The following is a 16630-nucleotide window of genomic DNA, read 5'->3' on the forward strand; positions in this document are numbered from 1 at the left end:
AAAATGTATAAAAGTATGCTTAGAAAATGACAATAAAATAAATTACTTTAAGTGTGCTCCGGTAAGTGGTTATTAGGTTAGGTTTTGTTTATGGAAATTTATGAGAGTAGATGTGTAAGTGTAGAGAGGGAAGGAGTGAGTTTTTTGAAAAAAGTGGAGAAAATTATAATTCGTATATTACTGATTCAATTTATTTTTCTTTCTGTCGTCCAACTGCTTTTTATACATAAATCTTCAGTGAAATATTTATCGAAAATTGTTTATTACGAAGGTGTCGTCACGAAAAATAAGGCGGAAATCTTACAGGTGAATAAGTAGTTTTCATTTTCTTCTATGATGGATTATGCTACAATTATTGAGGATTTAATGACGTGAGGCAAATGAGAAGAAGCAGGGGGAGAATACCTGCTTTTCGTTTTGTTTTATAAGTGAAAAATGAGGTGTTACAATGGATAAACGAATTTCGATTGCTATAGATGGTCCAGCGGCTGCTGGGAAAAGTACAGTTGCAAAAGTTGTTGCAAAAAAACTTTCATATGTTTACATTGATACAGGCGCAATGTACCGTACTATTACATATGCAGCCCTTGAACAAAAAGTGGATATTGAAAATGAAGAAAAGTTAATGGAAGTCGTAAAAAATGTAAATATTGAATTTCAGCAAGGGGAAAATACACAACTTGTATTTTTAAATGGACAAGATGTTTCTGAGGTGATTCGTACGCCAGATGTGACGAATCGCGTATCTATTGTAGCAAAGCATCGTCTTGTTCGTGAAGAAATGGTACGTCGTCAACAAGGATTAGCTAAAAAAGGCGGCGTAGTAATGGATGGCCGTGATATTGGTACACATGTACTACCAGATGCTGAAGTGAAAATCTTTATGCTTGCTTCTGTAGAAGAAAGAGCGGAAAGAAGACATTTAGAAAATATGAATAAAGGTTTCGATTCTAATTTAGAGCAGTTAAAAGAAGAAATTGCTAGGCGTGATAAATTAGATTCAGAACGCGAAGTTTCTCCTTTGAAAAAAGCTGATGATGCATTGGAATTAGATACAACTTCTTTATCAATTGAAGAAGTTGTCCAAAAAATTATGGGTATTGTTTCAGGAGTATTTGCGAAATAAAGAAAGAGGACTATCCTCTTTCTTTTTTTTTTGAAATGTAAAGGATAAGTTAATTATAAGTCTCTTTTCTTGACAAATGGGCTAATTTGTAAGAAGTTAGTTACAGAGGAAAAAAACTGTCAGAATATATTCGCTATTATATTTCAAATCATACTTTCTTCAAGATGATTTTGCTGTATACTATTTATATAGATTTAATATAGCTTCTTGTGAACTGTATTGAAACAGAATATGTGATGATAAATTCTTAAACATGCAAATGAAAACATTTGTTTTCATTTCGTATATACATACAAATGCTTTGTCAATTCTGTAGGGAGGTATTTCCATGGTAGAGAAAATGAATGAAGAAGTTATGAATTCAAAAGAATTACAAGTTGGTGACGTTGTTACAGGTTCTGTAACGAAAGTTGAAGAGAAACAAGTTCTTGTAAATGTTGGATACAAAACAGATGGCGTAATTCCGATTAGTGAATTAGCTAACGTTCATATTGAAAAAGCAAGCGATGTTGTAGAATTAGATCAAACACTTGAATTGAAAATTATTAAATTAGAAGATGATGATCTTGTTTTATCTAAGAGAGCTGTTGACGCAGAAAAAGCGTGGGTAGAATTACAAGAAAAATTTAATTCTGGTCATGTATTTGATGTTACTGTAAAAGATATCGTGAATGGTGGGTTAGTTGTGGACCTTGGTGTTCGTGGATTTATCCCAGCTTCACTTGTAGAGGTACATTATGTAGAAGACTTTGCTGACTATAAAGGAAAAACATTAGCGGTGAAAATTGTTGAATTAGACCGTGAAAAAAATCGTGTTATTCTTTCACATAAAGCGGTAGTAGAACTAGAACTAGATTCTAAGAAAAAAGAAGCAATCTCTTCGTTAAAAGAAGGGGATATTGTTGAAGGAACAGTACAACGATTAACGGATTTTGGTGCTTTCGTTAACGTTGGTGGTGTGGACGGTTTAGTTCACATTTCACAAATTTCACACGAACGTGTAGAGCAACCTTCTGAGGTATTAGAGCAAGGTCAAAAGGTAAAGGTAAAAGTGTTATCTGTTGATGCTGATACGCAACGTATTTCTTTATCAATTAAAGCAGCTCAGCCAGGACCTTGGGAAAATGTTGCTGGTGAAATAAAAGCTGGAGATATTCGTGAGGGAGTAGTAAAACGCCTTGTTACATTCGGTGCGTTTGTTGAAATTTTACCTGGTGTTGAAGGGCTTGTACATGTATCTCAAATTGCAAATCGTCATGTGAAAAATCCAAATGAAGTATTGGAAATGGGACAAGAAGTAAAAGTGAAAGTACTTGAAGTCCATGTAGCAGAAAAACGTATTTCTTTAAGCATAAAAGAAACGCTTGAAGAAAATAATGTAACAGAAGATTATAGCCAATATGAGCCAAATGCTGATTCGGCTACTTTCCAGTTAAGTGATATTATTGGTGAACAACTGAAAAAATTAAAGAAATAAAGAGGGGTACAAGTGGTAAGGGCAAAACGTAAATTAGATCATATTGAATATGCTCTTTCTACTGGTCAGTCTCGTACGCATGGCTTTCATGATATTGATTTTGTGCATCAAAGCTTGCCAAATTCAAGTTATGACACTATAACATGTGAAACAAAAATCGGCGAACTTTCACTAAGTTCGCCGATTTTTATCAATGCGATGACTGGTGGTGGAGGAGAGCAAACATTACATATTAATGAGCAATTAGCATATGTAGCGAAACATCATAACCTTGCTATGGCTGTAGGCTCGCAAATGGCAGCTTTAAAAGATGAAAGTGAATCGGCTTCGTATAAAGTTGTTAGGAAAGTAAATCCGAATGGGATTTTTTTCGCAAACTTAGGAAGTGAGGCAACTGTCGAACAGGCAGAGCGTGCCGTTGATATGATTGAAGCGAATGCACTGCAAATTCATTTAAATGTCATACAGGAGTTAACGATGCCAGAAGGAGACCGTGATTTTACTGGTGTACTTCAGCGGATTGAGAAAATAGTTTTAAAAAGTAAAGTACCTGTCATCGTAAAAGAAGTCGGTTTTGGAATGAGTAAGGAAACAGTACAACAGTTAGCGAATATAGGTATAACAGCAATTGATATTGGCGGACAAGGTGGTACGAATTTTGCTGCTGTTGAAAATGAAAGAAGACAGCGAATGCTTTCTTATTTTAATAACTGGGGCATACAAACAGCTACCTCGATTATTGAAGCAACCTCTACAAATAATAACCTCTCTTTTATTGCATCTGGGGGTATACAAACAGCACTTGACGTGGCGAAGGCAATCGCATTAGGGGCGAATACAACTGCGTTTGCTGGATACTTTTTACGTATTTTAATGCAAGATGGTGTTGAGAATTTAGTGGATGAAATTGATCTTTTACATACAGATTTAAAATTTATTATGACAGCTCTTGGCGTGAAGACGATAGAAGAGTTACAATCTGTACCTCTTGTTGTAAAAGGTGAAACGTACCATTGGTTAGCGCAGCGAGGGATTGAAACTGCACATTATAGTAGGCGATAAAAAATCAACCATCCGGTTGATTTTTTTGCGTTTTATTTTCGTAAAATGAAGAGGGAGGGCGAGAAATTATCATTCTATATAATTCTATAAATGGAAAAAAGAGAGAATTTATATTAAAATAAAAGTATATATAAATATCGTGCAGGAAAGCTAAAATTGAAAAAAGGGTTATAAAAATGAAGAAATGTAGAAAATGTGCTGCTGAATTATTGGAGGAATCTTACTTTTGCCATGTTTGTGGAGAGAAACATGGCAAAAGTAAGAAAGTATTCCTCTCTATATAGCTGGTTAGCGATAAAACAAGATAAGAGATTGCTATTTAAGAGTCAAAAGAAACAAGAAAAAATTTACGATAATTTAGGGGATGAGGGTGTTAATAAAAAAGGAGATAATGTATTTTCAAATAGTAAAAATACAATAGGACGCATTACATATAATAGTGAAGATGTTAACATCCATGCACGAAATATAAGAGAAGATACAGCGGTTTCTGGATATAATAAAAAGGTTGAAATTTCATTAACTTCAAATGTAAGAGAAGGAGATTCTAGTTCAACAACAGCACAATTAGCAATTTAAACGGCGAATATTGCAATCGCAGCCGGGAATAAATTGTATAGGAATCCAATGGTGAATGCAGGAAGTGGAATAGAAGCACTAATTTGGCCAAGACAATTAGGAGAAGACAAAAATCCATCGGAAGATTCGTATGCAATTTATTATTTTAATATATCAAATGAAGTGAGTTTAAGTAATGCTGAAGTAGTATTACTTTCTGATCAAGGAAATACCATTGTGAGTAGGGAAATTAAAGGAGAAAAAGAAGATATTGTAGGTGTGAAAAAAGAGGTTGAGCGAAAGTCAAATGAGATAGGAGAGACGGATTATGTACGTGTAGAGGTAAAGAGTAAAGATCCTTCTCTACATACGTATTATGTTATTACATATTCTAAAAAACCAGCAGGTGTAGTTACGATTGATGCCTCGTTGAGTGATAGGGTTTATAATGCGAAAACAAAAGAATTATATTACGAGTAGAAATAAATAAAATAATTGTGTAAAAAGACGGTTTCGTACAATATCGAAACCGTCTTTTTGTATTGCCTATTTGAGGGCAGCTCGATTGGTGTGGGCTAATAATCAGTGGGGATGGATACCCCCACTGAAGTTTCACTTTATTTAATGCTGATTTTGCTTTCGAGCTTGCTCCGGTGTATCAAGACTTGTTGCACCGGGATATTGAAGCGATCGGTCGCGATCAGATTCAACGCGGCGTGATTCTCTTAGCTTTCGTTCTTGGCGATCTTTACCCATTGTGAGTTACACCTCCTTATTAAAAGTTTTGCTGTTATGAGAAAAACTATGCACAAAGAAAAGGAGGATTAACTTTCATAAAAAGTTCCCATAATGGAAATCATAGGAGGTGAAATGATGGATGGGAGTACTTTTTATTTTGTTGCTTGGATAGGGTGGATTGTCGTGACCTTTTTTATGAAAAAGGAATCTATTCGTTGGAAGATAAGTGCTTGTATATTAATTTTTATTATTTGTTCTCCGTTAAATGTGACGATTGCTTCTTTCACGATATCGGTAAATGCCCTTTTGCTTTGTATTATTTCTTTTGTAGGTATCGCGTTATATTCTATTTGGAAAAAATTATATACCTTACTTTCGGCACTTATTATTGCAATGTTATATACAAGCTTTCATTTGTTAGAAGTATATGATCCAATTTGGATTGTGGTTGATAGGTTGTTGCTGTTAAGTGGTGCACTTGTGTATGCATCGGTTTTATTGCACGGGGATCGCATATTACGATTATGCTCCTTGTATATAGGGATGTTACAAGGAGAATTATTGGTGACGCTTATTTTTCGTAAATTACATTTTCCTTATGAATACGGCAGTTTAGCTTTTTTAGATGTTGCTGCTGTTTCTACTTTATTTATGGCGATTTTACTTTGGATTACAAAGGCATCGGTATATATGGAACAATTTAAGAGGAAAACACGTAAAAGAAAGGCGAGGGTAATACATGACTGAATATACACCAGCTATTTTATGTGGCGTAATTGCAGGTACAATAACTAGGTTGTTAATGCTTCGTACCGATACGAGGCAATATCCGACGAGGCTTCACGGGAAAATTATTCATATCGCGATGGGATTAATTGCGGCTGCCTTAGGAGCAATTGCGATTCCGTCTGTTTTGAAAAAAGATTTCTCTGCAATTACATTTCTTACGTTAGCAGCGACGCAATTTCGTGATGTGCGCAATATGGAAAGAAATACGCTTCAACAATTAGATGGATATGAGCTCGTACCACGTGGTAATACATATATTGAAGGAATTGCATTAGTATTTGAAAGTCGTAACTACTTGGCGATGTTAACGTCGTTTGTAACAACGTTTGCGTATATAGGATTCGATTCATGGATTGCTGGGGTAATTACTGGTGTAGTAAGTTTTTTCATTGCGAAAAAATTAATGTCAGGTAAAAGACTTCATGACCTTGTAGAAATAGAGCACGTTCCACTTCGTTTTGAAGGAGCGGGACTTTATATTGATAATATTTACATTATGAATATTGGATTGCCAGCAAGGCAAGAAGAAATTATGAAATATGGAATGGGATTTATTTTAAAACCGAAATCGATAGATGCGATGGTTACAATCTCAAACTTAGGACAACGGCAAGCTATTTTACATGATGTTTCGGTTGCTTTAGGAATATATAGAGATTCTGGAACGCCGGCACTTGTACCGTTAGCGAAGCGTGATTTAGAGGATGGGAGAGTTGGGATTTTTGTTCTGCCGCAAGATCAAGATGCAGAAAAAGCGATAGGGGTAATCGGAAATGTACCAACATTAGAGAGTGCTGTTCATATGTCATCAGAAGCTCCGAAAGGAAGGGGAGATAAGAGATGATGTTAGAAAGTGTTATTCTCGCAGTCATTACAACAACGCCAGAGAAATTTGCAGGTGGTGCTCCTTTATTTATTTGCGAGTCGACAGAGGAACTGGAATTTGTTGCAAATAATTTAGAGGCTATTTTAGATGGTATTGCACATCGCTTACAAGATAATGTATATATTATTGTGAAACATTAGTAACGTGTGGTATAATGTGAGGTGTTTTGATACGTTGAGAAATATTCTGGAATGCAAATCCCTTCTTGCACAAAGAAGGGTTTTTTACATAATAAACAGAAGCAAGTTGAAAGGATGAAAGTATATGCCGAAACCAGTAATAGCAATAGTAGGCCGCCCGAACGTGGGGAAATCTACTATTTTCAATAGAATTGTTGGAGAAAGAGTTTCAATCGTAGAAGATATACCAGGTATAACGCGAGACCGTATTTATAGTGCGGGAGAATGGTTAAATCATGAGTTTAACATCATTGATACAGGTGGAATTGATATTGGAGACGAGCCGTTCTTGACACAAATTCGTCAACAGGCGGAAGTAGCGATTGATGAAGCAGATGTTATCATTTTTATGACGAATGGTCGCGATGGTGTAACTGCAGCAGATGAAGAAGTTGCTAAAATTTTATACCGTTCTAAAAAACCAATTGTACTTGCAGTAAATAAGGTTGATAATCCGGACATGCGTAGTGATATTTATGATTTTTATGCATTAGGATTTGGCGAGCCATTCCCGATTTCAGGTACACACGGTTTAGGACTTGGTGATTTGTTAGATGAAGCTGCAAATCATTTTCCAAAGATTGAAGAAGAAGCGTATGACGATGAAACAATCCGTTTCTCTTTAATTGGACGTCCAAATGTAGGGAAATCATCACTTGTAAATGCACTTCTTGGTCAAGAACGTGTAATTGTAAGTAATATAGCGGGAACGACACGTGATGCTGTTGATACACCATATAGTAAAGATGATCAAGATTATGTAATCATCGATACAGCTGGTATGCGTAAAAAAGGGAAAGTATACGAAAGTACAGAAAAATATAGTGTACTTCGTGCACTTAGAGCGATTGAACGTTCTGACGTTGTTTTAGTCGTTTTAGACGGAGAAGAAGGAATTATTGAACAGGATAAAAAAATCGCTGGATATGCTCATGATTCAGGACGTGCTGTTATTATCGTCGTAAACAAATGGGATGCAGTGAAAAAAGATGAAAAAACAATGAAAGCATTTGAAGAAAACATTCGCGCTCATTTCCAATTTTTAGAGTATGCGCCGATTGTATTCTTATCTGCGAAAACGAAAAAACGTACACAAACATTATTACCAGTTATTAATGAAGTAAATGAAAGCCATAGCATCCGCGTACAAACGAATGTATTAAATGATGTAATTATGGATGCGGTAGCGATGAATCCAACGCCGACTCATAATGGTAGCCGTCTGAAAATATTCTATGCGACACAGGTTGCGGTAAAACCACCAACATTTGTTATATTTGTAAACGATACAGAATTAATGCACTTTTCATATGAGCGCTTCTTAAAGAACCGTTTACGTGAAGCGTTCGGTTTTGTAGGAACGCCGATTCACATTATCGCTAGAGCAAGAGACTAATGGAGAGGATGTGATTTTATGACAAAAATCACAGTAATAGGAGCAGGTAGCTGGGGAACAGCGTTAGCGATGGTATTAGCTGACAATGGGCATGATGTACGTATTTGGGGAAACCGTCCTGAACTCATGAATGAAATTAATACGAAGCGTGAGAACAGTAGATATCTTCCAGGGATTACATTGCCAAGCACAATCGTAGCCTACTCTTCTTTAGAAGAAGCATTAGTAGATGTAAATACAGTACTGCTAGTAGTACCGACGAAAGCGTACAGAGACGTATTGCAAGAGATGAAAGAAATTGTTACAGAGCCAATTACTTGGATTCATGCAAGTAAAGGAATCGAACCAGGTACGTCAAAACGTATTTCGGAAGTGATTGAGGAAGAAATTCCAGAGAGCTTGATTAAGGATGTTGTTGTACTATCTGGGCCGAGTCACGCTGAAGAAGTTGGATTGCGTCAAGCGACAACTGTTACGTCTGCAGCAAAGCGTATGGAAGCGGCTGAGGGAGTACAAGATTTGTTTATGAATAGCTATTTCCGTGTATATACAAACCCAGATATCGTTGGAGTTGAACTTGGTGGTGCTTTAAAAAATATTATTGCACTAGCTGCGGGGATATCTGACGGGCTTGGATTAGGTGATAATGCGAAAGCGGCATTAATGACACGTGGTTTAACAGAGATTGCTCGTTTAGGAAGAAAAATGGGCGGAAATCCGTTAACGTTTGCTGGTCTAACTGGTATGGGAGACTTAATTGTAACTTGTACAAGTGTGCATAGCCGAAATTGGCGCGCTGGAAATATGCTTGGAAAAGGGCACTCTTTAGAAGAAGTGCTAGAAAGTATGGGTATGGTTGTAGAAGGTGTAAGAACAACGAAAGCTGCTCATGAATTGGCAGAGAAAATGGAAGTTGAAATGCCGATTACAGCTGCTTTATATGACGTGCTGTTCAATGAGAATAATGTGAAAGATGCAGTAGGCTCATTGATGGGACGTGTTCGAAAACATGAAGTTGAAGCGATACCTGATTTGTTATAAAGAAAGCGGTAGAAGTACATTTCGTACTTCTACCGTTTTTTATTTTTTATGGGTCTTTTCACCAATTTTTCATCTCTGCATAGGATGAAGAGTAACTTGAGGAGAGGGTGAAAAGAATGGATAACAACATTTTTAATAACATTGAAAAAGAAGCGAAAGTGAACAAAGAAGATATTTTTAAATTAGCGTCGTCTGTTCAAAATGCGAACTTACGTGATGAGACAGTGCTTCGCCAATTGATTCATCAAGTTGCTCTAATGGCAGGACGCGAAGTGCCGAAAGAGCAAGAGGATCAAATTGTAAAAGCGATTATTAACAATAATATGCCGGCGGATTTTGGTTCGTTAAGTAAAATGTTTAAAAAATAAATTATGAGAAACAAAGAGTTTAGAGAATGCATATGATAGTTATGAAAGAATGGGAATAGAGCTGTTAAGGGCATATTTGGTCAACCGAAGCGCATCATTTCGTGCTTCGGTTTTATTATTTTAAATAAAAATCATCAATTCACGGAAAAATGATGTTTTTTATTTGTTTAAAGATTTTAATTTGTTAAAATAGTATAAAAATAGATTGAAAGTAAAGGGGTGTATATATGTCGGAAGGGCTTATGAAAATGTGGTTTGCTTTAGGGGCAATTGGATTTATGTTTCTTGCAGTAAGTTTTATTTTATTGAGTAGGCATAAAATGAAGAATAAATTTTTGAAAGGGATTACAGCTTTAGTAGCGTACACCCTCATGATTGTATCGGGAATTGTTATCTTCCTTGTTGTATTTAGTGGCCCTATTGAGCAATAAAGGATGTGTAGTCGGTAAATGTTACAAAAGCAACAGTCCATACTAGCATGAAAAGGTGATTGTCAGTGAAAAAAATCTATATTATTTTAATATTTTGTTGCATGAGCATTTTAACAGGGTGTATGTATCCAAGAGAAAATATGAAACAAAGTGCTATTCCTTATGAAGACCAGTTGCAAGTTGTACAAAAAGCCATTAATACATATAAGGAGCAAACGGATGGTTTATTACCAATTAAGACGCGTGATATGAGTACGCCGATTTATCAGAAGTATCCAATTGATTTTCAAAAAATTGCTCCAAGGTACATACAAGAGGCACCAGGGAATGCGTATGAAAGTGGTGGAGTATATCAATATGTATTAATAGATGTTGAAAAAAATCCGACAGTAAAGTTAATTGATGTGAGAATGGCGGAACAAATTCAAGAAGTGGCATTGAAGCTAAGGATGTATCGTGATGAACATCAATATCCACCTTTTAAAAAAGTGATCACAGATGGTGTTTATGAATTAGACTTCAAAAAACTAGGATATAAAGATGTACCACAAGTGACAAGTCCGTACTCAGGAAAGGGTCTCCCTCTTGTAATTAATGAAAAAGGAGAATTGTTTGTTGATTATAGAATCGACTTATATGAAGCGTTGAAAAAAAATGAAGGACAATTTAAAGAAGGTGAAGATATCCGGAGTATACTATCGAAGGATTCCCCGTTTGTTCCTGCATACTCTTTGCCGTATACAGTAAAAAATGGAGAACCAATTTTTTTAAAATCATAAGTCATGAACCTTTCTTTTAGTGAATAAGTTCTAGAAGAAAGGTTTTTTATGTTATACAACTTGTGATGCAAACAAAAGGTATTTTTAAATAGTCATATGAAATTGGACAAAATTATATGATATATTGTCCGAACTTCTAGAATACCATTATATTATATCAGATATTATAGGCAACGTTAGAGAAGGTATTAGTTGACTATAAACGTGGAATTATTCCCAAAAATATTGAGGGAGGGAATCACTTGGAAAAGGTAGATATTTTTAAAGATATTGCGGAACGCACAGGCGGTGATATTTATTTTGGAGTTGTAGGAGCTGTTCGAACAGGGAAATCAACATTTATTAAAAAGTTTATGGAACTTGTTGTTATTCCCAATATTGAAAATGAGTCAGACCGTCAAAGAGCGCAGGATGAACTGCCTCAAAGTGCTGCTGGTCGTACAATAATGACGACGGAACCGAAGTTTGTTCCAAACCAAGCGGTTTCTATCGAAGTAGATGAAGGTCTTGAAGTGAATATTCGATTAGTAGATTGTGTTGGATATACGGTTCCAGGAGCAAAAGGCTATGAAGATGAGAATGGTCCGCGCATGATTAATACTCCTTGGTATGAAGAGCCTATTCCATTCCATGAAGCTGCAGAAATAGGAACACGTAAAGTAATTCAAGAGCATTCAACAATTGGTGTCGTTATTACAACAGATGGAACAATTGGTGAAATTCCAAGAAGAGATTATATAGAGGCAGAAGAACGCGTTGTAAATGAGTTAAAAGAAGTAGGAAAGCCTTTCATTATGATTATCAATACTGTACAGCCATACCATCCAGATACGGAGCAGCTACGTCAAAGTTTATCAGAAGAATATGATATCCCAGTAATTGCGATGAGTGTAGAGAGTTTAAGAGAAACAGATGTGTATAACGTACTGCGAGAAGCGTTATTCGAGTTCCCGGTTTTAGAAGTGAATGTAAACCTTCCGAGCTGGGTAATGGTGCTAAATGAAGGGCATTGGTTACGCCAAAGTTATCAGGAAGCGGTTCAAGAGACTGTAAAGGATATAAAACGTCTTCGTGATGTGGACCGTGTCGTTTGGCAGTTTAGTCAATATGAATTTATTGATCGAGCAAGTCTAGCTGGCATCGATATGGGGCAAGGTGTGGCAGAGATTGATTTATATGCGCCAGATGAATTGTATGATCAAATTTTAAAAGAAGTAGTAGGAGTAGAGATTCGAGGGAAAGATCATTTATTAAAGCTTATGCTCGATTTATCTCATGCGAAAACAGAGTATGACCAAGTGGCGGATGCCCTGCGGATGGTAAAACAAACCGGATATGGAGTAGCAGCGCCTGCATTAGCTGATATGAGCTTAGATGAACCGGAAATTATTCGTCACGGCTCAAGGTTCGGTGTTAAATTAAAAGCGGTTGCGCCGTCTATTCATATGATTAAAGTGGATGTAGAATCAACATTTGAACCAATTATCGGTACTGAAAAACAAAGTGAAGAACTAGTTCGTTACTTGATGCAAGATTTTGAAGATGACCCGCTATCAATTTGGAATTCTGATATATTTGGGCGCTCTCTTAGCTCTATTGTTAGAGAAGGAATTCAAGCGAAGTTATCTCTAATGCCAGAAAACGCTCGTTATAAATTAAAAGAAACGCTAGAAAGAATTATTAACGAAGGATCTGGCGGATTAATTGCGATTATATTATAAGAAAAAAATCCCTCTAATTGCAGAGGGATTTTTTTCTTTTTCAGTATGTAATAGAAAAATAAACAGTCATTATCTAATATTTTGTTGCAAATTGTCAAGTTTCATCAGAATTTCACATTTTTAGAGTAACAATTTCCTTAAAAATATTGAATTATAAAGGAGAATCGTATAATATAGGCGTTGATAATGATTTATCTACATCTTTGTAGTATAGAATTTGTAAAAATTGCCTACAAATGAAAGTAAGACTCATTTTATGATCATTATACAGTCTTATCTTTGGGAGGAGGTGAATGGCATGAACAAGACAGATTTAATCAATGCTGTTGCAGAAGCAAGTTCCCTTTCTAAAAAGGACGCAACAAAAGCAGTGGACGCTGTTTTTGATTCTATCTTAGAAGCTTTAAAACAAGGTGATAAAGTACAACTAATCGGATTCGGTAACTTCGAAGTTCGTGAGCGTGCGGCTCGTAAAGGTCGTAACCCACAAACAGGTGAGGAGATTGAAATCGCTGCAAGTAAAGTACCTGCATTCAAACCTGGTAAAGCGTTAAAAGATGCGGTTAAATAATCCTTACATATTAACAGGGAAGAAGAGTTTCCTTTTTGGAAACTCTTCTTTTTGCTTTTAAAAACATAAATATGCTAGAATGTGTTCGTATCACTTTTAGGTTTTTCGGGAGGGCTAGCGGATGGCAAAAGTTAATTTAGAACAAATTGAACATGCAGTACGTCTTATTTTAGAGGCAATCGGAGATGACCCAAATCGCGAGGGAGTACTTGATACACCGAAACGTGTTGCGAAAATGTACGCAGAAGTATTCTCAGGAATGCATGAGGATCCGAAAGAGCATTTACACAAAGTATTCGGAGAAGACCACGAAGAGCTTGTGCTAGTAAAAGATATACCATTCTATTCGATGTGTGAGCATCATCTTGTTCCGTTTTATGGAGTTGCTCACGTTGCATATATTCCGCAAGGTGGAAAAGTAACAGGACTAAGTAAATTAGCTCGTACTGTAGACACGATTGCGCGTCGTCCACAACTACAGGAACGAATTACATCAACAGTAGCTAACTCTATTATGGAAGTACTAGAGCCGCATGGTGTAATGGTAATAGTAGAAGCAGAGCATATGTGTATGACGATGCGTGGTGTGAAAAAGCCTGGTGCGAAAACAGTAACGACTGCGGTGCGCGGCGTGTTAGAAAATGATGCAGCAGCACGTAGTGAAATTTTATCGTTTATTAAGACGAATTAAAGAAGAGCGGGAAACTGCTTTTCTTTTTTTTATATACAAAAAAATGATATAGTTTTAATGTTAAAGAGCAAGAATATAAAGGTTGAAAATTACTTCTGCCTTTTGTGTAAATGAATGTTTGTAGTTGTTAGAGACGAAGATAACTTGTATGAATAAAAGTTGAGGCTTTATTCGGTGGCAGTTTGGCAGTAGTAGCCAAGTTTTGATTATAGAAAATAGAATGTATGTGTTATAATAAATTTTATGAATTAGAAAACAAGGGTGATTTTTTGTGTGTGACATCTACGGAGGGTATGCGGGTATTAAAGAGAAATTGATGGAGAAATTACGCCATCCTTATTTTATAAACTATATTGAAGAACCATTTATTGATGAAGAAAAAATAGCGCTGTTATACGGTGCATTAAAAAGTGCAAATATACATAAAGAACAAATTGATCATTATGTCGTAACGATTATGCTTGTACAAATTGCTCTTGATACACATGAAAAAGTATCAAATAAAGCAAACGAAGAGACGAGTGGATTCCATAAGCGTCGTCAATTGACAGTTCTTGCAGGGGATTATTATAGTGGTCTATACTATTACTTATTGTCAATGAATTGTGATATTATCTTAATTCGTGCACTTGCTGAAGGAATTAAGGAGATTAATGAACATAAAATTATGCTATATCAAAAAGCACATGTGGCGATTCAAGACATAATGGAAAGTGTAGTAATAATTGAATCTGCGCTTTTGCAAAAAACATGTGATCATTTTCAGTTATCTAATTGGAAACGATATATAACTTATGTGTTAGGAAAAAATCGTCTTCAAAAAGAGTGTCAATTGTATGCTGATAAACAAAATTCACCTGTTTTTCAAGCAGTCCAAAAAATCTCATTGGATGATGATAAAAATCTGGAAACAGTAATTAATGAATGGCTTATGGAAATGAGAAAGCAGGAAGAAAATTTTTTAGAGAATCATACAGAAGTTAATGAGATAATTTCTATGTTAAGAGATAAATCAAGGAAATAAGCAACTTTACATTGGAAGAAGGTACGAGCATGCAACAATCAAAAGAAGAAAGAGTACATGACGTATTTGAGAAAATTTCTGATAAATACGATGTGATGAATTCTGTAATTAGTTTTCAAAGGCATAAGGCATGGCGCAAAGAAACGATGCGAATTATGGATGTGAAACCCGGGAGTAAGGCACTTGATGTATGCTGCGGGACGGCAGATTGGACAATTGCACTAGCGGGAGCTGTAGGTGAAGATGGGAAGGTTTACGGTTTAGACTTTAGCGAAAATATGCTAGCTGTCGGTAAACAAAAGGTAGAAGCTTTAGAATTAAAGCAAGTAGAACTTATGCATGGAAATGCAATGGAACTTCCTTATGAAGATAATACGTTTGATTATGTAACGATTGGTTTTGGGTTACGTAACGTTCCGGATTACATGCAAGTATTAAAAGAAATGACGCGTGTAGTAAAGCCTGGTGGAAAAGTAATTTGCCTGGAAACATCCCAACCAACGATGATAGGTTTTCGTCAAGGATATGTCTTATACTTTAAATATATCATGCCGTTATTTGGAAAGATGTTTGCGAAAAGTTATAAAGAATATTCATGGCTTCAGGAATCTGCTAGTACATTCCCAGGGATGAAAGAGTTAGCACATATGTTTGAAGAAGCTGGGCTTAAGAATGTGCAAGTGAAACCATTTACTTTTGGTGTAGCAGCTATGCATTTAGGTATTAAACCAGAATCAAAATAGAAAATAGAAAAAAGACGTTTTAGGTTAAGGTGAACAATATGAAGTTACAACTTATGTACTCTTTTTTACGATCGGATATTAATGTTATAGAAAAAGAATTGAAGAAGACAGTTGCTTCTGAGCAGCCGTTAGTAGAAGAAGCGGCATTACAGCTTATTGAAGCAGGTGGGAAGCGGATTCGCCCTGTTTTTGTTTTGCTTGCAGGGAAATTTGGGGATTATAAGTTAGATGCAATTAAGCATGTTGCGGTTGCATTAGAACTAATTCATATGGCTTCGCTTGTTCACGATGATGTCATTGATGCTGCGTTTTTACGACGCGGTAGCGCAACAGTGAATGCGAAATGGGGAGATCGTATTGCAATGTATACAGGAGACTACTTGTTTGCGAAGTCTCTTGAATGTATAACAAATATAGAAATTCCAGATGCACATCAAGCGTTGTCTCATACAATTTTAGAAGTTTGTAAAGGTGAAATCGAACAAATTAAAGATAAGTATAACTATGATCAAAATTTAAGAACGTATTTAAGAAGGATAAAACGAAAAACAGCATTGTTAATCGCCGCAAGTTGTCAGTTGGGAGCGATTGCTGCTGGTGCTAATCGTGATACTGTAAATCGTCTATTTTGGTACGGATATTTTGTTGGTATGTCTTATCAAATTATTGATGATATTTTAGATTTCGTATCGACAGAAGAGAAGCTTGGAAAGCCTGCTGGTGGTGATTTATTACAAGGTAACATTACATTACCTGTTTTGTATGCCATGGAAGATCCAGTTCTTCGTCAAAAAATTACATCTGTGCATGAAAATACAACAGCAAGTGAAATGAAAGAAATTATTGATGATATTAAAGCGAGCGAAGCTATTGATAAAGCATTTTCGTTTAGTGAACGTTATTTACATAAAGCATTAGAAATAATAAAACCACTCCCTCGTGGACAGGCGAAGTATGCGTTGCAAAATGTCGCAAAGTATATTGGAAAACGAAAATTTTAGTGTTTTGTCTGAAAAATAAAATAATCTCTCTATTTCAAAACTATTGCGC

At 35.9% G+C, this 16630-nt stretch carries 21 protein-coding genes; 20 read left to right on the forward strand and 1 reads right to left on the reverse strand.

Annotated features, from left to right (window positions below):
- Positions 1-144: 144 nt before the first annotated feature.
- The 6 genes from DET63_RS14150 to DET63_RS31040 all read left to right on the forward strand — a co-directional run bounded on the left by DET63_RS14150 (position 145) and on the right by DET63_RS31040 (position 4703).
- Complete coding sequence (locus DET63_RS14150) at positions 145-318, forward strand: DUF5359 family protein (RefSeq protein ID WP_002135263.1); 174 nt, start codon at positions 145-147, stop codon at positions 316-318.
- 130 nt (positions 319-448) lie between these two features.
- Positions 449-1126: a (d)CMP kinase gene (gene cmk / locus DET63_RS14155; RefSeq protein ID WP_002086629.1), complete on the forward strand. Its 678-nt coding sequence runs from the start codon at positions 449-451 to the stop codon at positions 1124-1126.
- A 328-nt stretch (positions 1127-1454) separates the two neighbouring features.
- Complete coding sequence (rpsA, locus tag DET63_RS14160; RefSeq protein WP_002030757.1) at positions 1455-2603, forward strand: 30S ribosomal protein S1; 1149 nt, start codon at positions 1455-1457, stop codon at positions 2601-2603.
- Between the two features lie 12 nt (positions 2604-2615).
- On the forward strand, positions 2616-3665 hold the full coding sequence (fni, locus tag DET63_RS14165; protein ID WP_113937045.1) for a type 2 isopentenyl-diphosphate Delta-isomerase: 1050 nt from the start codon (positions 2616-2618) through the stop codon (positions 3663-3665).
- A 249-nt stretch (positions 3666-3914) separates the two neighbouring features.
- A complete protein-coding gene (locus DET63_RS31035; protein ID WP_113937046.1) occupies positions 3915-4244 on the forward strand; it encodes a hypothetical protein in 330 nt (109 codons plus the stop codon).
- Between the two features lie 48 nt (positions 4245-4292).
- On the forward strand, positions 4293-4703 hold the full coding sequence (locus tag DET63_RS31040) for a hypothetical protein (RefSeq protein WP_113937047.1): 411 nt from the start codon (positions 4293-4295) through the stop codon (positions 4701-4703).
- A gap of 141 nt (positions 4704-4844) precedes the next feature.
- Here the strand turns inward: DET63_RS31040 and DET63_RS14185 are convergent, their stop codons facing one another.
- The gene (locus tag DET63_RS14185; protein WP_113937048.1) at positions 4845-4979 is read right to left on the reverse strand and encodes a YpzI family protein; all 135 of its coding nucleotides are present in this window, start codon (positions 4977-4979) and stop codon (positions 4845-4847) included.
- A gap of 117 nt (positions 4980-5096) precedes the next feature.
- Between DET63_RS14185 and DET63_RS14190 the strand changes: the two genes are divergently transcribed.
- From DET63_RS14190 to hepT, 14 genes are all read left to right on the forward strand, one after another.
- Positions 5097-5708 (forward strand): YphA family membrane protein, encoded by a 612-nt coding sequence (locus DET63_RS14190; protein WP_002086626.1) that lies wholly within the window; start codon positions 5097-5099, stop codon positions 5706-5708.
- Positions 5701-6594, forward strand: a complete 894-nt coding sequence (locus tag DET63_RS14195) for a YIEGIA family protein (protein ID WP_113937049.1) — start codon at positions 5701-5703, stop codon at positions 6592-6594. Before DET63_RS14190 ends, DET63_RS14195 begins: the two co-directional genes overlap by 8 nt.
- Positions 6591-6776, forward strand: coding sequence for a capping complex subunit for YIEGIA (locus DET63_RS14200; protein ID WP_002086624.1), 186 nt, complete (start codon positions 6591-6593; stop codon positions 6774-6776). The genes DET63_RS14195 and DET63_RS14200 overlap by 4 nt, the downstream gene beginning before the upstream one ends.
- A 124-nt stretch (positions 6777-6900) precedes the next feature.
- On the forward strand, positions 6901-8211 hold the full coding sequence (der, locus tag DET63_RS14205) for a ribosome biogenesis GTPase Der (protein WP_002011811.1): 1311 nt from the start codon (positions 6901-6903) through the stop codon (positions 8209-8211).
- 18 nt (positions 8212-8229) lie between these two features.
- Complete coding sequence (locus DET63_RS14210) at positions 8230-9252, forward strand: NAD(P)H-dependent glycerol-3-phosphate dehydrogenase (protein WP_113937050.1); 1023 nt, start codon at positions 8230-8232, stop codon at positions 9250-9252.
- A gap of 116 nt (positions 9253-9368) precedes the next feature.
- Positions 9369-9620, forward strand: a complete 252-nt coding sequence (locus DET63_RS14215; RefSeq protein ID WP_000369753.1) for a stage VI sporulation protein F — start codon at positions 9369-9371, stop codon at positions 9618-9620.
- A 227-nt stretch (positions 9621-9847) separates the two neighbouring features.
- Positions 9848-10051 (forward strand): DUF2768 domain-containing protein, encoded by a 204-nt coding sequence (locus DET63_RS14220; protein ID WP_002011815.1) that lies wholly within the window; start codon positions 9848-9850, stop codon positions 10049-10051.
- A 65-nt stretch (positions 10052-10116) separates the two neighbouring features.
- Positions 10117-10830, forward strand: a complete 714-nt coding sequence (locus tag DET63_RS14225; protein ID WP_113937051.1) for a hypothetical protein — start codon at positions 10117-10119, stop codon at positions 10828-10830.
- A 242-nt stretch (positions 10831-11072) separates the two neighbouring features.
- On the forward strand, positions 11073-12551 hold the full coding sequence (spoIVA, locus tag DET63_RS14230) for a stage IV sporulation protein A (protein ID WP_000416521.1): 1479 nt from the start codon (positions 11073-11075) through the stop codon (positions 12549-12551).
- Between the two features lie 298 nt (positions 12552-12849).
- Positions 12850-13122, forward strand: a complete 273-nt coding sequence (locus tag DET63_RS14235) for an HU family DNA-binding protein (protein WP_001043860.1) — start codon at positions 12850-12852, stop codon at positions 13120-13122.
- Positions 13123-13243: 121 nt separating this feature from the next.
- Positions 13244-13813, forward strand: coding sequence for a GTP cyclohydrolase I FolE (gene folE, locus DET63_RS14240; protein ID WP_113937052.1), 570 nt, complete (start codon positions 13244-13246; stop codon positions 13811-13813).
- Positions 13814-14084: 271 nt separating this feature from the next.
- Entirely contained in the window at positions 14085-14837 is a 753-nt protein-coding gene (locus DET63_RS14245) for a heptaprenyl diphosphate synthase component 1 (RefSeq protein WP_113937053.1), read from the forward strand.
- A 29-nt stretch (positions 14838-14866) separates the two neighbouring features.
- A complete protein-coding gene (gene menG, locus DET63_RS14250) occupies positions 14867-15580 on the forward strand; it encodes a 2-heptaprenyl-1,4-naphthoquinone methyltransferase (RefSeq protein ID WP_113937054.1) in 714 nt (237 codons plus the stop codon).
- Between the two features lie 38 nt (positions 15581-15618).
- On the forward strand, positions 15619-16581 hold the full coding sequence (gene hepT / locus DET63_RS14255) for a heptaprenyl diphosphate synthase component II (RefSeq protein ID WP_002011823.1): 963 nt from the start codon (positions 15619-15621) through the stop codon (positions 16579-16581).
- Positions 16582-16630: the final 49 nt, after the last annotated feature.

The sequence above is a fragment of the Bacillus sp. DB-2 genome, assembly GCF_003315125.1.
GTDB lineage: Bacteria > Bacillota > Bacilli > Bacillales > Bacillaceae_G > Bacillus_A > Bacillus_A mycoides.

What these genes read in the sequence shown, in the direction of transcription:
- DET63_RS14200 (WP_002086624.1), top strand. Translation starts at nt 6,591, where the DNA reads ATGATGTTAGAAAGTGTTATTCTCGCAGTCATTACAACAACGCCAGAG.
- DET63_RS14210 (WP_113937050.1), top strand. Translation starts at nt 8,230, where the DNA reads ATGACAAAAATCACAGTAATAGGAGCAGGTAGCTGGGGAACAGCGTTA.
- DET63_RS14185 (WP_113937048.1), bottom strand. Translation starts at nt 4,979, where the DNA reads ATGGGTAAAGATCGCCAAGAACGAAAGCTAAGAGAATCACGCCGCGTT.
- DET63_RS14215 (WP_000369753.1), top strand. Translation starts at nt 9,369, where the DNA reads ATGGATAACAACATTTTTAATAACATTGAAAAAGAAGCGAAAGTGAAC.
- DET63_RS14220 (WP_002011815.1), top strand. Translation starts at nt 9,848, where the DNA reads ATGTCGGAAGGGCTTATGAAAATGTGGTTTGCTTTAGGGGCAATTGGA.
- hepT (WP_002011823.1), top strand. Translation starts at nt 15,619, where the DNA reads ATGAAGTTACAACTTATGTACTCTTTTTTACGATCGGATATTAATGTT.
- DET63_RS31035 (WP_113937046.1), top strand. Translation starts at nt 3,915, where the DNA reads ATGGCAAAAGTAAGAAAGTATTCCTCTCTATATAGCTGGTTAGCGATA.
- rpsA (WP_002030757.1), top strand. Translation starts at nt 1,455, where the DNA reads ATGGTAGAGAAAATGAATGAAGAAGTTATGAATTCAAAAGAATTACAA.
- menG (WP_113937054.1), top strand. Translation starts at nt 14,867, where the DNA reads ATGCAACAATCAAAAGAAGAAAGAGTACATGACGTATTTGAGAAAATT.
- DET63_RS14235 (WP_001043860.1), top strand. Translation starts at nt 12,850, where the DNA reads ATGAACAAGACAGATTTAATCAATGCTGTTGCAGAAGCAAGTTCCCTT.
- cmk (WP_002086629.1), top strand. Translation starts at nt 449, where the DNA reads ATGGATAAACGAATTTCGATTGCTATAGATGGTCCAGCGGCTGCTGGG.
- der (WP_002011811.1), top strand. Translation starts at nt 6,901, where the DNA reads ATGCCGAAACCAGTAATAGCAATAGTAGGCCGCCCGAACGTGGGGAAA.
- DET63_RS14190 (WP_002086626.1), top strand. Translation starts at nt 5,097, where the DNA reads ATGGATGGGAGTACTTTTTATTTTGTTGCTTGGATAGGGTGGATTGTC.
- DET63_RS14195 (WP_113937049.1), top strand. Translation starts at nt 5,701, where the DNA reads ATGACTGAATATACACCAGCTATTTTATGTGGCGTAATTGCAGGTACA.
- DET63_RS31040 (WP_113937047.1), top strand. Translation starts at nt 4,293, where the DNA reads ATGGTGAATGCAGGAAGTGGAATAGAAGCACTAATTTGGCCAAGACAA.
- folE (WP_113937052.1), top strand. Translation starts at nt 13,244, where the DNA reads ATGGCAAAAGTTAATTTAGAACAAATTGAACATGCAGTACGTCTTATT.